Source organism: Devosia oryziradicis (assembly GCF_016698645.1).
GTDB lineage: Bacteria > Pseudomonadota > Alphaproteobacteria > Rhizobiales > Devosiaceae > Devosia > Devosia oryziradicis.
The window spans coordinates 3,395,016-3,407,928 of the sequence record NZ_CP068047.1 but is presented as its reverse complement, the minus strand read 5'-3'; the positions used below and the strand labels follow the sequence as shown (position 1 = coordinate 3,407,928).

Below are 12,913 nucleotides of genomic sequence, written 5' to 3'. Positions count from 1 at the left end.
GGAGTGGAGAGAAACCTCCCCCTCTGATGGGGGAGGTAGGAGGGGGTGGGCCCGTATGCTCTGCACCCTCATCCTGGCCCTCCTCACCAACCCCGCCTTTGCCCAGGCTCTCCCCTATCATTCCGATCCGAGCGCGCGGGAGATCCTGCCCAGCCTGACGCCGGTGCCGGCAATCCGATTTCTCACCACGGCCGATTTTCCCCCCTTCAATTTCCGCGATGCCAGCGGCGAACTGATCGGCTTCAACATCGATCTGGCCAAGCGCATCTGTGCCGAGGCCAATGTTGCCTGCACTATCCAGGCCTGGCCCTGGGAGCAGGCGGCCAGCGCGCTTGCCGACAGCCAGGGCGACGCCCTGATCGCCGGGCTCGCCATGACCGACGAGAACGGCGCACAGTTCGACTTCTCCTCGATCTACCTGGCGCTGCCCGGCCGCTTCGTTACCCGCGCGCCCGATATTGGCGTTTTCGACGCCAACGCGCTGGCCGGCAAGACGGTCTCGGTTCGCGCCGGCAGCACCCACGAGACCTTCCTCACCCGCTATCTGCCCGACGTCACGCTGGCCCGTTTCGACAGCGAAATCGCCGCGCTCGAGGCGGTGGAGGACGGCAAGGCGGATGCCTTTTTTGGCGATGCCATGCGCGCCTCGTTCTGGCTCAACGAGAACCTGACCTGCTGCGGCTTTGCGGGCGAACCCTATTTCCGGCCGAACCTGTTCGGTGAGGGTCTGTCTATCGCGGTCCCCGCCGGCCATGACGCGGTGCGTCACGCCATCGATTGGGCGCTGGTCAAGCTCAAGGACAACGGCACGCTGGACGAACTTTACCTGCGCTGGTTTCCCGTGGGTTTCTACTGAGCTTGAGGCGCGGCCGCTGAAGCGCTGCGATGCTGCATTGCTGCAAGGCGACCAGGCTCGGTCAGTTGGTAGATGCCCGGCTGCACCCGCTCGAACCAGCCATAGACATTGCCGAGCAAGATCTTGCCGGCATCGGGTGCGGCCGGCCGCATGTCCCGCGGCCGCAGCGGTCCGGCAAGCAGCGCCTCGGCGCAGATCAAGGCCTGCTGCCGATAGGCCGTCATGATCGGCGTGCGCGTACTGCCACCCAGGGCCGGGTCGCCACGCCGGCGCTGGTGCTCGCGTACCAGCCGTGACCGGCGTTTCGGGTTGGTGCGCGGCATGGGCGTGACCGACGGAACGATGACGCTGACACTGCCCTGCTCAGTGACGGCGAGCATGCCGATCCCCAGCCGACGGCAGAGGTCGCGATAGCGCTTGTCGACCTCCCGGCCCCTGCCTTTGGAAATCCTTGCGGCGATCCACACTTCGTCGGCGATCGCCGCGCGGTCGACCGCCTGCAGGATCAGTTCGAGATTGAAGGTGAGCTTGAGTTCGCAGATCACCACGACCGGCGGGTCAGACGGGCTCAGGCCGACCAGGTCGCAACTGCCGACCTCGCCCTTGACCGCATAGCCTGCCGCTTCGAGGAAGGCCTTGACCGGCAGGTAGAGCGCCGTTTCCATCAGCGTCGCCCGCTAGCTGGGCATCCTGCGGTGCCGCGCCCGCGCCGCGACTTCGATCGCAGCCGTGGTCAGCCGATCGAGATCGAGCTTGTCGCGCAGCAATTCGAGGAAGCGCAGTTCTTCCTGTTCCAGATAGAGATCGACCGAGGCGACTTCCACGGCCACGGCATAGGCAGTGTCCTGCAGCTTCTTGGGCAGCGCCGCGATGGCGTCGTCGATCACCTGGTCGAGCCCGCCGGGACCGTTGAGCTTGTCGGCGCAGGCATTGGCTACCGCTGCGAGCCGGTTCTTGTCGAAGCCTTCGAACACCGGCAGCCGTCCGATCAGGGTCTGGATGCGCACCAGTTCCTTTTCCGTCATGGCGCTATCGGACGAGGCAGCGACGATCATCAGGTGGATGAGGGCGTCGTGGGCAGCGTTGGACATCAGGCATTCCCGGGTCTGGTGTAAGTTCGATAGCTAGGCGCGTCGCGCCGCCTTGGCAAGCGTCGGCCCCGAAAACGTTGACGTTGCCTCCATTGGATGCAACACACCCGCACTCTTGTTTTGAAAGGTCCTGACCTTGTCGTCCGCCAAGCTTCCGCCCCTCGATCCCGCGTTCTTCGACGCAGCCCAGACTGCCCGCGCCTGGCCGTTCGAGGAAGCCCGGAAACTGGTGAAGCGGCTGGAGAAGTCGGGCAAGGGCGAGGCCCTGTTCGAGACGGGCTATGGCCCTTCGGGCCTGCCCCATATCGGCACCTTCGGCGAAGTGGCGCGCACCACCATGGTGCGCACGGCCTTTCGCCTGCTGACGCGCGACCAGGTGCCGACGCGCCTGCTGTGCTTTTCCGATGACCTCGATGGCATGCGCAAGATCCCGGACACCGTACCCTCCAAGGAGGCGATGGAGCCGCATCTGCAGAAGCCACTGACTTCGGTGCCCGATCCCTGGACCAACGAGTTCGACAGCTTCGGCCACCACAACAACGCCATGCTGCGCCGCTTCCTCGATACCTTCGGGTTCGATTACGAATTTGCCAGCGCCACCGACTACTACAAGTCCGGCCGGTTCGACGCCGTGCTGCGCCGCGCGGCCGAGCGGTACGACGACATCATGAAGGTGATGCTGCCAACGCTGGGCGCCGAGCGCCAGGCGACTTATTCACCGTTCCTTCCGATCTCCCCGATCTCCGGGCGTGTCCTCTATGTGCCGATGAAGGAAGTCGACGCCAAGAACGGCATGGTCACCTTCGAGGATGAAGACGGCCGCGATACCACGGTGCCGGTCACGGGCGGCCACGTTAAGATGCAGTGGAAGCCCGATTTCGGCATGCGCTGGGCGGCGCTGGGCGTCGATTTCGAGATGTTCGGCAAGGACCACCAGACCAACGCCCCGATCTACGACAAGATCTGCGAAATCCTCGGCGGCCAGGCACCCGAACACTACGTCTACGAACTGTTCCTCGATTCCGAGGGGCAGAAGATCTCCAAGTCCAAGGGCAATGGCCTCACCATCGATGAATGGTTGACCTATGCCAGCACCGATAGCCTGGGGCTCTACATGTTCCAGAAGCCGCGCACGGCCAAGCGGCTGCATTTCGACGTCATCCCGCGCGCGGTGGACGAGTATTACAGCTTCAACGCCGGCTACCAGGAGCAGGAGGTTGCGGCGCGCCTGGAAAATCCGGTCTTCCACGTGCATTTCGGCAACGTACCCAAGATCGACATGCCGGTGACCTTCGCCCTGCTGCTGAACCTGGCGACCGCGTCTAACCCGGAAACGCCAGAGGTGATGTGGGGCTATATCTCGGCCTATGCGCCGGGCGTTTCGCCGCAGACCCATCCGCATCTGGACGCGCTGGTCGGCTACGCCATGCGCTACTTCCGCGACTTCGTCAAAAAGACCTATCGCGCCCCTGACGATGTCGAGCGGGATGCGCTCGAAAAGCTGTCCGAGGCTTTCGCAGGTCTTCCGTCCGACGCGAATAACGAAGCCATCCAGAACGCCGCTCTCGACGTGGCCCGTGAGATCGACCGTTATCAGGATCACTCCAAGACCGGCCCCAATGGCGGCCCGGGAGTGTCCGGCGAGTTCTTCCAGATGCTCTATCAGGTGTTGATCGGGCAGGAACGCGGTCCGCGCTTCGGCTCGTTTGCCGCGCTCTATGGCATCGACAACACGCGAAAGCTGATCGCCGATGCCCTGGCCGGAAAGTTCGTCAAAGCCGAATAAGCGGAGTTCGTCGATGAAGCTGCATGTCCTGGCCAGTCTCGCAATCCTGCTGAGCACCCTGCCCGGATACGCGGCCGATGGCGACGTACCCGAGAACATCCAGGGCCGGTGGGTGGACAAGGGCAAGGCATGCGATGCCAGCGGCGAACCGATGGTCGTTTCGGCCACATCGCTGGTCTATTCCGACGGCAGAGTGGATGATGTTGTTTTCGAAGCCGGCACCGGCGGCGACGGCGTCATCGGTCTGCGCAGCGAGGATGTGTCCAGCTACGAATACGTGGCAGCCGACGACACGCTGCTGTTTCGGCCGGAAGGCTTTGGCATGGGCTCGACCTTTCCCATGGTCCGCTGCCAGGAGCGCACGAGCATCCTCGAGCGCCGTTGCGGTTGGCTCGCCAATCTCAGTTCGGGAAATTGGTGGCTGGTCGATGCCGACGCCGCCTGGATCCTGCGCGAAAAAGCCGACGACAACGCTGCCGTGACGGCGGTCATGGACATGGTGCCTGCCTTCGATCCGGACCAGTATGTTTCGATGGGGCAGTATTACGGCTATGGCTGTGCCTGCATGACCATGACCACGGACAGTGCGCAGGACCGCATCCTTGCCATCACCAGCAGCAAGCGCGAGCCTCTGGCCACTTGCCAGGCCGACCCATCCCTGCCTGCCATCATCGAATAGTCAGGCTCGCCGCGGGCTGTCGGTGCTGCCGCTAGGCCGCGCCATCGATCACTGGCTGGCCCAGATGATCCGGGCGATCCATTCGATGTCGCTCAACTCGAAGATGCGCGGTTCATAGGCCGGGTTGATTGAACGCAGTTCGATCTGCTTTCCGGTCTGGCGGTGGAGGATCTTGGCCATCACCTCACCATCGCGGGTCTTGACCACCACGCGATCACCGCGCCGCACCTGCTCGGTCGGCGAGACCACGATCCGGTCGCCTTCGCGATAGAGCGGCTCCATCGAGTCGCCCTGCACTTCAAGCGCGTAAATGCCGCCCTCGCCGGGGGCGGGCAGGGCGATCTCGTCCCAGCCTTGGCCGGACGGAAAGCCGGCGCTGTCGAAAAACCCGCCCGTACCGGCCTGCGCCAAGCCCAGCAGCGGAACCGTCGCACTGGCGCGCTCGGCCTGCATGTAGGCCCCCGCGCCGTTGAGAAAGCTGTCGAAGCTCTCCCCGGTGGCTTCGAGGATCTTGGAAATGCTCTCGGTGGAAGGCCAGCGCTCCCGCCCGTCCTTGCTGATGCGCTTGGAGACGTTGAATGCCGTCGCGTCGAGGCCGGCAAGCTTGGCCAGCGCCGACACGGAATGGCCCTGCCGCCGGGCAAGGGCGTCGATACCGTCCCAGATGGCGCGGTGTGACAGCATGGCACTCATCACTAGAGGAAATATGTCTTAGACTTGGAATTAAGTCCTATTTCTAGTCTTGCAGACCCGGGTTGTAAAGGGCATTGCGGCTTGCAGCGTTGCGGTAGCGCCATTAGGTTCGCGCGCCATGAGCACCCCCGAATTCATCTACAAGATAGCGACCGAGTCCGCGTACGCCCCTTCCCGAGGCGGGCCAACCTTCGCAGGCATGCCCATCGATGCCAAGGATGGCTACATGCACTTTTCCACCGCCGAGCAATTGCCCGAAACGTTGCGGCTGCATTTTGCCGGGCAGGGGGACCTCGTGCTGCTGGCCGTGCGCAGCGCCGACCTGGGCGACGGCCTGGTCTGGGAGCCTTCGCGCGGCGGCGCGCTCTTCCCGCACCTCCATGGCGGGCCGCTCAAGCTCGATGCCGTCGCGTGGGAGGCGCCGCTGAGCGTCGCCGCGGATGGCTCCTGCACCCTGCCCGAGGCCGTGCGATGATCCTTTCAGCCCTCTCGCCGCTCATGCGCATCCCGGCTCTGTCCGGCCTCACGCGCGAAGCCCTGCTCAAGATGGACCCCGAGACCGCGCATGGCGCGACCATCACCGCCCTCCGGCTCGGCCTGGCACCCGAGCAGAGCCATCCCGATGGCGCCGAGCTGCGCACCACCTTGTGCGGACTGGAACTGACCAATCCGGTGGGCATGGCGGCCGGTTTCGACAAGAATGCCGAAGTGGCCCGTCCGCTGGCGCTGATGGGCTTCGGCATGGTGGAGATCGGCACGGTCACCCCGCGCCCGCAAGCCGGCAACCCCAAGCCCCGCCTGTTCCGTGTCGCTGCGGCCGAAGGCGTCATCAATCGCATGGGGTTCAACAATGAAGGGCACGAGGCGGCGTTCGCCAGGCTAAAGGGCCAGCGTGTGCCCGCAGCGCTGGGCGTCAATATCGGCGCCAACAAGGACAGCAGTGACTTCGTCGCCGATTATGTGGTGGGCGTACAGCGTTTCGCCGACCTGGCCGACTATCTGACCGTCAACGTCTCCTCCCCTAATACGCCAGGGCTGCGCAACCTCCAGGCCGACGAAGCGCTGCGCCGCCTTTTGGGCGAAGTGCTCTCCGCCCGCGCCAAGGCCAGGACCAGGGTCCCGGTTTTTCTCAAGATCGCACCCGATCTGGACCAAGCCGCGCTCGACACCATCGCTGCCGTGGTTCTGGCCACCGACCTTGACGGCCTCATCGTCTCCAATACTACCATCGGTCGCGATGCGGTGGCGGGCATGGAAAATGCGACGGAATCTGGTGGCCTGTCGGGCAAGCCGCTGTTCGATCTGTCCACCCAGCGTCTGGCACAGATGCGCCAGCGGGTGGGCGCGCTGCCCATCATCGGTGTAGGCGGAATCCATTCTCCGCAATCGGCCCTCGCCAAGATCGAAGCGGGCGCCAACGCCATCCAGCTCTATTCAGCCATGGTATTCGGTGGGCTGGACCTGCTCGACCGGCTCAAGCGCGGCCTTGTCGCCGCGGTGCGGGCCCAGGGCAAGACCAATATCGGGCAACTGGTGGGAACCAAGACTGCGGAATGGGCGGCAGGCGCGCGCTAGGACGCTACGCCTTGGCAGCGCCGATTGAAAACAGCGCTTCGAACTGGCCGTCCTCGATGCGCGCCGCGGCAATCACCGCCTGGGTGCGGCTGTCGACATCCAGCTTCTGCAGGATGGCCGAAACATGCGCCTTGACCGTCGCCTCCGAGATGCTGAGCTCATAGGCGATCTGCTTGTTCATCAGGCCATCGCTGAGCATCATCAGCACGCGCACCTGCTGCGGCGTCAGGGTTGAGAGCCGGCGCATCAAGGCGGTGTGGCTGTCATCGCCATCAAGCGTCGTCCCTTGCGGTACGAAGACCTCGCCCGACAGTACGGTCTCGATGGCGCGGCGGATCTCGGTCGGTCCCACCGACTTGTGAAGATACCCAGCTGCCCCCAATTCGAAGGCCCGCCGGATGACGGTATTGTCCTCGACAGCGGAAATGATCATCACCGGAATATCGGGATATTGCGCGCGCAGTAGCAGCAGGCCGGAAAAGCCCCGGACACCGGGCATGTTGAGGTCAAGCAGCACCAGGTCGCAGTCGCGGTCGGCATCCAGCGCCGCACTCAGGCCATTGAGATCGCCGGCTTCCTCCACCGACACGGTTGCGTCGCCGCCCGACAGGGTCTGCCGCAAGGCCGCCCGGAACAGCGGGTGATCGTCGACGATGATAATGCGGCGGCGGGTCATGGCAGACGGCTCCTCGAGCGACGGCAACAAGCGCTAGCGCGGATCGGTCGAGTTCACAATGCTACGAAATAGGGTGTTTCGCTCGCCAGGTGTTGCATATTGCGGCAATACTTAACGGGTTCTTTACCATGTTTTCCCAAGAGTGACCGTCATACCTTCGTGCTGCAATGGCGAGGGTTCCGTCTTATCATGACAGGGACAAATCATGGCCCGCGCCTATCAACACTCGGAAATGTCCGATCCGGCAGCGGAACCGCAGGCCGGCGAATGGCAGGCGCTGCGCGGCGAACTGGTTGCCCTCCTCGACCAGGTCGAAGGGCGCTACGCCCAGCAGGAGCCTGAAGAACCAGCCCTTTCCGGCCTTGCGCGCCGCGTGCGCAATCTGCGCGACCAGGTGGTCGGCCCCGAGCCGGCTGTGCGTCGCCGCGAGGCGCTGCGGACCGTCAAGCGGGCTGTCGACCGTTTCAGCGAACGCGATGACCTGGGCCAGTTCCATGCCGACCAGGACGAACTGACCAGCGCCATTGCCGAGATTCGCGGCCGCCAGATGTCGGCACCGGCCGCCGCCCTGGGTCGCCGGCCCCGCGACATGCCCGAATTCCGCGAGCTGAGCTCGCTGGTTGGTGGCCTGTCGGGTCGTCTCGAGCGCCTGGAAGGCGAGCTCAAGACGCAGCGGTCGGGTAATGGCAGCGTGCGCGAGGTCGCCGCCCAGGTCGAGCAACTGACCCATGTTGTCGAACTGCTGGCTGGCGCCGTCGGCGAGACTGGCCAGGTCAAGCGCCTGGAGGCCCAGATCGGCGCCCTGGCGAGCCTGATCGAAAGCGGCCCCCGCGTCGACCTTTCAGCCATCAACAAACGACTCGACGACGTTTCGGCGACCGTGGGCAAGCTGGCCGAACTGCAGGCGCAGCAGATGGAGCGCGAGATCGCGCGCGAGGAGCGCAAGCCCGAACCCGACAAGGCAGTCGCCGCGCTGGCGCCGGCCATGCACGCGATCGAGAAGAGCGTCCGCAACGTCTATGACCGCATCGACGCCATCGAAAAGAACGTTGCGCTCTCGTCGGGCGACTTCGATCGCCTGACTTCGGAAATGTCGGCCTTCACCCAGGCGATGAAGGACGGCGAGACCGCTCCCGGCAAGCTGGTGGCCAAGGTCGATGCCCTGGCCGCCCGCATCGGCGGCTTCGACGCCGCCAACGGCGACGTGGCCGGCCTCAAGCAGGACATCGCCTCGCTGCGCGACGCCGTCATCGCTGACATGGAACCGCGCTTCCTGCGCATCGAGAGCCAGATCGAGGCGCTGTCGGACCGCATGGTGCCCACCGACTCCAGCCAGGTCGAAAACCAGCTCAAGCTGCTGATGGCCCGGATGGACGATACCGGCAACCAGCTCAACAGCCTCGCCAAGCTCTATTCGACCCAGTCCGATCCCGCCGACCTGGAAGCCATGGCCACGCTGGTCGCCGAACGCACCAGCGACGCAGTGACCCGCAAGGCGCCCGCGCCCGTTGCCATGTTCGGCCCCGATAGCCTCAAGAGCATCGAGGAGCGGCTGGCCGGTCTGATCAAGTCTGCCGGCAAAACCCCCGACTACGATGCCCTGGCGGCCATGGTGGCCGAGCGCACCTCCGAGGCGGTGGCAAAATCGGCTCCCGCTGCCAGCAGCGGCATCAGCGAGGAGGGCATGGTTGCGCTGGAGCAGCGCATGGCGGCGCTCTTCAACACCGCCGGCAAGGACACGGCCGAACGTCTGACCCGGCTCGAGGCAGCGCTGAGTGCGCGCCATGATCGCAGCGTCCCATCCACTCCCGCGACTGCCGAGGAGCCAGAGGACCGCGCCCGCTTCGACGCTATCCTGACGGCGCTGGCCGGCCCCAAGTCTGCTGCCAAGAGCGATTCCATGCCGGCCAATCCGGCCGATGAAGCGCCACTGGTCGATCCCGGCTTCAAGGATGCCGGTCCCGTGCGCGCGGCTCTGGACGCCAAGGTCGGGGCACGCCCGCAGGCTCCTGCCGGCGAACCGCCCGTTGCCGCGCGGCCCGTCTTCGACCCGAGCAGTGCCGAGCGTCCGCCCCGCCCGCAGTCGAGCCTTGATCCATTCGTGCCACCGGCCATGTCCGCGCCCCAGGTGGAGGCCCCGACCAGCCAGAGCAGCACCAGTACGTTTGTCGCCGCTGCGCGACGGGCCCAGCGCGCGCGCCAGGAGGGCACCGCGCCCGCCGCTGCGACGAGCAGCAACTCGCTGATTGGCCGCGCCCTGTCACGCGTCATGCCGGGATCCGCTGCCGCACCAGCTCCGGCCGCCGAAGCGCCGCAGGCCCAGCCCGGTCCGGATAAGCCCGCCAAGCCAGAAAAGCCTGCCAAGGCGACCAAGCCCGCCAAGGCAAAGCGCGGCGCTGCAACCGAAGCCCCCGTCTCGCCGCCGTCATTTGGCGCCGAAGTCGAGACGCCGGTCGTAAAGCAGAGCTTCCTCGCCCGCCATCGCCGGCCGCTGCTGCTGACGGCGGTGCTGGTTGCCGTCTCCATGCTGGCGCTGAACCTGGTCATGCAGCGCATGGCTGCAACGCGCGCGCCTGCAGCGCCAGCGGCGGAGACGACCACCACCCAGCCCTCGGCAACGCCGGCGGCCAACGAGGATGTGTCCCTGGTTCGTCCGGAGCCGCGCGTCATCGACATGATCGATGGCACGACGACGGCGTCGATCAATCCGAACCAGCCCATGAGCTTTACCCGCGCGGCTGCGGCCACCCCCATGCCGCCCACGCTCGCCGCGCTGTCTGGAAGCGGGGGCACCGATGCCGTGCCGCTGGACGTGCCGGCCGATATCGTGCCTGATGTCACCGGCAGCATTCCCGAGCCAACTGCCGCCGTGACCGAAACCTTCGAACTGCCGCCCGAAGGCCTTGGTCCGCTGGAACTGCGACAGGCCGCCGCCGATGGCGATGCGCGCGCCCAGTTCGAAATCGGTGCGATCTACACCGAAGGCCGCGCCATCACCCAGGACTATGTCGAAGCGGCCAAGTGGTACGAGCGTTCCGCCGCGCAGGGCTTTGTTCCGGCCCAGTACCGCATCGGCAACCTCTACGAAGCCGGACAGGGCGTGGACAAGGATTTCGAGGTAGCCAAGCTGTGGTACCAGCGCGGTGCCGAAGCCGGCAATCGCATGGCCATGCACAACCTCGCCGCGCTCTATGCCGGCGGCCAGCTCGGCGAACAGCAGTTCGAATCGGCCGCCGAGTGGTTTGCCCAGGCCGCCGCGCGCGGCATGACCGACAGCCAGTTCAACCTGGGCATGCTCTATGCCCGTGGGCTGGGCGTCGAACAGGACTTCGAGCAATCCTACAAATGGTTCGCTCTCGCGGCCCTCAATGGTGATGCCGATGCTGCCAAGGCGCGCGACGACATCGCCAAGTCGCTGACGGCCGAGGCGGTCGGTCGCGTCAACGACGAGGTCAAACTGTGGAAGCCCGAGCCCATCGACCTGGCCGCCAACTTTGCGCCGATGGGCACCTGGTCGGCCAGCTTCGATCCGGGTGAAGTCATCACCACCAAGGATGTCGTGTCCAAGGTGCAGCTGGTATTGAGCAAGCTCGGCTTCGATGTCGGCGTGCCCGATGGCATGGCTGGTCCCAAGACCTCCGAGGCCATCAAGGCGTTCGAACGTGGCACCGGGATGAATGAGAGCGGCGCCGTCAACCCGCGCCTGCTCGCCGTGTTGGGCAGCCAGCCGGTCTAGGAATAGGGCCGGTCGCCACCGGCCTGCCAACCACCTTCGCAAGGTTCCCGCCGCAAGGCGGGAACCTTTGACCTATTGTTGACGTACGATCCTGTAAGGTCGTGCGGCGTAGTCAAATTCCAACGGATCAGGGTCTTGCAGATCTACCTGCCGATCGCCGAGCTATCCGTGAACCTCTTCTTTCTCGTGGGGATCGGAGGGGCGGTCGGATTTCTGTCGGGCCTGTTCGGGGTTGGCGGCGGTTTCCTGCTGACGCCGCTGCTGATCTTTTCCGGCGTGCCGGCCCCTGTCGCCGTGGCCTCGGTCACCGGCCAGGTCGTGGCCGCATCGACCTCCGGCGCCCTGGCGCATTACCGACGCGGCGCGGTCGACCTGCATCTGGCGCTCTATCTGGTGCTGTCGGGCGTATTGGGCGCCTTTGGTGGCGTCGCGACCTTTGCACTGCTGCGCGATGCCGGCCAGCTCGATTTCTTCATCTCCCTCGGCTTCCTGGTCCTGCTTGGTTCGGTCGGTACCCTGATGCTGATCGAATCCACCCGCGCCATCCTCAAGCAGCGCAAGGGCATCGTGGTGCGCGAGCGGCTGCCCAACCAGCACAGCTGGATCCATGGCCTGCCCATGCGCGTCCGCTTCAAGAAATCGCGGCTTTATATCAGCGTGCTGCCGGTGCTGATCATCGGCCTGTTCATTGGCTTTGTTGGCTCTCTGCTCGGCATTGGTGGCGGCTTCATCATGGTGCCCGCCCTGGTCTATCTCCTGCGCGTGCCGGGCAACGTCGTCATCGGTACGTCGCTGGCACAAGTGGTGGCCATGATGGCGGCCACCACGATTCTCCACGCGGTCCAGAGCCAGAGCGTCGACATCCTCCTGGCATTCTGCCTGATGGTTGGTGGCACGGCCGGCGCCCAGTTCGGCGCCTCGGCCGGCAAATACCTGCGCGGCGAACAGTTGCGCGGCCTCCTCGCGCTGCTGGTGCTGGCCGTGGCCATCCGGTTCGGACTGTCGCTGGTGCTTGCGCCCGCGGATGTGTTCAGCATGGCTGTTACGGGGCTCAAGCAGTGAGCCGGCTGCTGTTCATCCTCGCGTTGCTGCTGGGCCTGGCGGCGCCGGCCCACGCCGAGCGCCTGGTCTCGCAGGTCTCCAACGACAGCGTCGAGATCACCTCGAGCTTCGACGGTGAGCGGATGACCTTTTATGGCGCCATCATTCCCGATGCCGGCTCGGAACAGAAGTTCGTCATCGGGCCTTTCCAGGTCATCGTCGTGGTCCTAGGCCCAACCCAGACACGGGTCGCCCGGCAAAAGACCAATGTGCTGGGTATCTGGCTCAATACCGACCAGATCGAGTTTCGCGATTTTCCCAGCTACTTCCACGTCCTGTCGAGCGCGCGCCTGACCGACATCACCGATGTGACCACCCTCACCACCAACCTCATCCTGCCCGAATCCCACACGCTGGCGGCCAGCAGCGAGGATTGGTGGAAGGGCGCGGTGTTCGGCCGCGAGCTGGTGCGGTTGATGACGGAAGAGGGCCTGTTCGGCGTCCAGGAAAATGGCGTCAGCTTTCCGGCCGACAACTTCTATTCGGCCCGACTGACGCTTCCCAGCAATGCCCCGCCGGGGCCTTACCTGGCTCTCACCTACGTGTTCAAGAACGGCGAGGTCATCGCCCGCAAGTCCGAGGGCTTCTCGGTGCGCAAGATCGGCTTCGAGCGCTTTCTGGCCCTATCCGCCGTGCAGCAGCCGCTGGCCTATGGTGTGATCTGCGTGATCCTGGCGCTGTTCACCGGCTGGCTGGGCGGCGTACTGTTCCGGCGGTAGG

12 protein-coding genes are annotated in these 12,913 nt (G+C 65.2%); 8 read left to right on the top strand and 4 right to left on the bottom strand.

The window, feature by feature from the left end; genetic code table 11:
• Positions 1 to 55 precede the first annotated feature (55 nt).
• Positions 56 to 856 carry a transporter substrate-binding domain-containing protein gene (locus JI749_RS16945; protein ID WP_201656698.1) on the top strand — a complete coding sequence of 267 codons (801 nt, stop codon included), beginning with the start codon at positions 56 to 58 and terminating at the stop codon, positions 854 to 856.
• Here JI749_RS16945 and JI749_RS16940 read toward each other — a convergent pair.
• Entirely contained in the window at positions 850 to 1,521 is a 672-nt protein-coding gene (locus tag JI749_RS16940; protein WP_201656695.1) for a DUF2161 domain-containing phosphodiesterase, read from the bottom strand. The genes JI749_RS16945 and JI749_RS16940 overlap by 7 nt on opposite strands.
• Positions 1,522 to 1,533: 12 nt before the next feature.
• A complete protein-coding gene (locus tag JI749_RS16935) occupies positions 1,534 to 1,947 on the bottom strand; it encodes a tellurite resistance TerB family protein (protein ID WP_201656693.1) in 414 nt (137 codons plus the stop codon).
• A gap of 136 nt (positions 1,948 to 2,083) precedes the next feature.
• Here JI749_RS16935 and JI749_RS16930 point away from each other — a divergent pair, with 136 nt between their 5' ends.
• Positions 2,084 to 3,733, top strand: coding sequence for a lysine--tRNA ligase (locus JI749_RS16930; RefSeq protein WP_201656688.1), 1,650 nt, complete (start codon positions 2,084 to 2,086; stop codon positions 3,731 to 3,733).
• A 13-nt stretch (positions 3,734 to 3,746) separates the two neighbouring features.
• Positions 3,747 to 4,412: a DUF4087 domain-containing protein gene (locus JI749_RS16925; RefSeq protein WP_201656685.1), complete on the top strand. Its 666-nt coding sequence runs from the start codon at positions 3,747 to 3,749 to the stop codon at positions 4,410 to 4,412.
• A gap of 48 nt (positions 4,413 to 4,460) precedes the next feature.
• Here the strand turns inward: JI749_RS16925 and JI749_RS16920 are convergent, their stop codons facing one another.
• Positions 4,461 to 5,096: a S24 family peptidase gene (locus JI749_RS16920; protein WP_201656682.1), complete on the bottom strand. Its 636-nt coding sequence runs from the start codon at positions 5,094 to 5,096 to the stop codon at positions 4,461 to 4,463.
• A 235-nt stretch (positions 5,097 to 5,331) separates the two neighbouring features.
• Between JI749_RS16920 and JI749_RS16915 the strand changes: the two genes are divergently transcribed.
• Both JI749_RS16915 and JI749_RS16910 read left to right on the top strand, forming a co-directional pair.
• The gene (locus JI749_RS16915) at positions 5,332 to 5,580 is read left to right on the top strand and encodes a DUF952 domain-containing protein (RefSeq protein ID WP_407644892.1); all 249 of its coding nucleotides are present in this window, start codon (positions 5,332 to 5,334) and stop codon (positions 5,578 to 5,580) included.
• On the top strand, positions 5,577 to 6,680 hold the full coding sequence (locus tag JI749_RS16910) for a quinone-dependent dihydroorotate dehydrogenase (RefSeq protein WP_407644891.1): 1,104 nt from the start codon (positions 5,577 to 5,579) through the stop codon (positions 6,678 to 6,680). The genes JI749_RS16915 and JI749_RS16910 overlap by 4 nt, the downstream gene beginning before the upstream one ends.
• A gap of 4 nt (positions 6,681 to 6,684) precedes the next feature.
• On the opposite strand, the gene JI749_RS16905 is transcribed toward JI749_RS16910, so the two are convergent.
• Entirely contained in the window at positions 6,685 to 7,356 is a 672-nt protein-coding gene (locus JI749_RS16905) for a response regulator (RefSeq protein WP_201656674.1), read from the bottom strand.
• Positions 7,357 to 7,561: 205 nt separating this feature from the next.
• Here JI749_RS16905 and JI749_RS16900 point away from each other — a divergent pair, with 205 nt between their 5' ends.
• The 3 genes from JI749_RS16900 to JI749_RS16890 all read left to right on the top strand — a co-directional run bounded on the left by JI749_RS16900 (position 7,562) and on the right by JI749_RS16890 (position 12,912).
• Positions 7,562 to 11,092 carry a peptidoglycan-binding protein gene (locus tag JI749_RS16900; protein WP_201656671.1) on the top strand — a complete coding sequence of 1,177 codons (3,531 nt, stop codon included), beginning with the start codon at positions 7,562 to 7,564 and terminating at the stop codon, positions 11,090 to 11,092.
• A gap of 135 nt (positions 11,093 to 11,227) precedes the next feature.
• Positions 11,228 to 12,154 (top strand): sulfite exporter TauE/SafE family protein, encoded by a 927-nt coding sequence (locus JI749_RS16895; RefSeq protein WP_201656669.1) that lies wholly within the window; start codon positions 11,228 to 11,230, stop codon positions 12,152 to 12,154.
• The gene (locus tag JI749_RS16890) at positions 12,151 to 12,912 is read left to right on the top strand and encodes a TIGR02186 family protein (protein WP_201656667.1); all 762 of its coding nucleotides are present in this window, start codon (positions 12,151 to 12,153) and stop codon (positions 12,910 to 12,912) included. Before JI749_RS16895 ends, JI749_RS16890 begins: the two co-directional genes overlap by 4 nt.
• Position 12,913: the final 1 nt, after the last annotated feature.

Excerpts from the sequence above, each read along its gene's own strand:
- JI749_RS16945 (WP_201656698.1), top strand. The coding sequence starts at position 56 with ATGCTCTGCACCCTCATCCTGGCCCTCCTCACCAACCCCGCCTTTGCC.
- JI749_RS16940 (WP_201656695.1), bottom strand. The coding sequence starts at position 1,521 with ATGGAAACGGCGCTCTACCTGCCGGTCAAGGCCTTCCTCGAAGCGGCA.
- JI749_RS16935 (WP_201656693.1), bottom strand. The coding sequence starts at position 1,947 with ATGTCCAACGCTGCCCACGACGCCCTCATCCACCTGATGATCGTCGCT.
- JI749_RS16925 (WP_201656685.1), top strand. The coding sequence starts at position 3,747 with ATGAAGCTGCATGTCCTGGCCAGTCTCGCAATCCTGCTGAGCACCCTG.
- JI749_RS16920 (WP_201656682.1), bottom strand. The coding sequence starts at position 5,096 with ATGCTGTCACACCGCGCCATCTGGGACGGTATCGACGCCCTTGCCCGG.
- JI749_RS16915 (WP_407644892.1), top strand. The coding sequence starts at position 5,332 with ATGCACTTTTCCACCGCCGAGCAATTGCCCGAAACGTTGCGGCTGCAT.
- JI749_RS16910 (WP_407644891.1), top strand. The coding sequence starts at position 5,577 with ATGATCCTTTCAGCCCTCTCGCCGCTCATGCGCATCCCGGCTCTGTCC.
- JI749_RS16905 (WP_201656674.1), bottom strand. The coding sequence starts at position 7,356 with ATGACCCGCCGCCGCATTATCATCGTCGACGATCACCCGCTGTTCCGG.
- JI749_RS16900 (WP_201656671.1), top strand. The coding sequence starts at position 7,562 with ATGGCCCGCGCCTATCAACACTCGGAAATGTCCGATCCGGCAGCGGAA.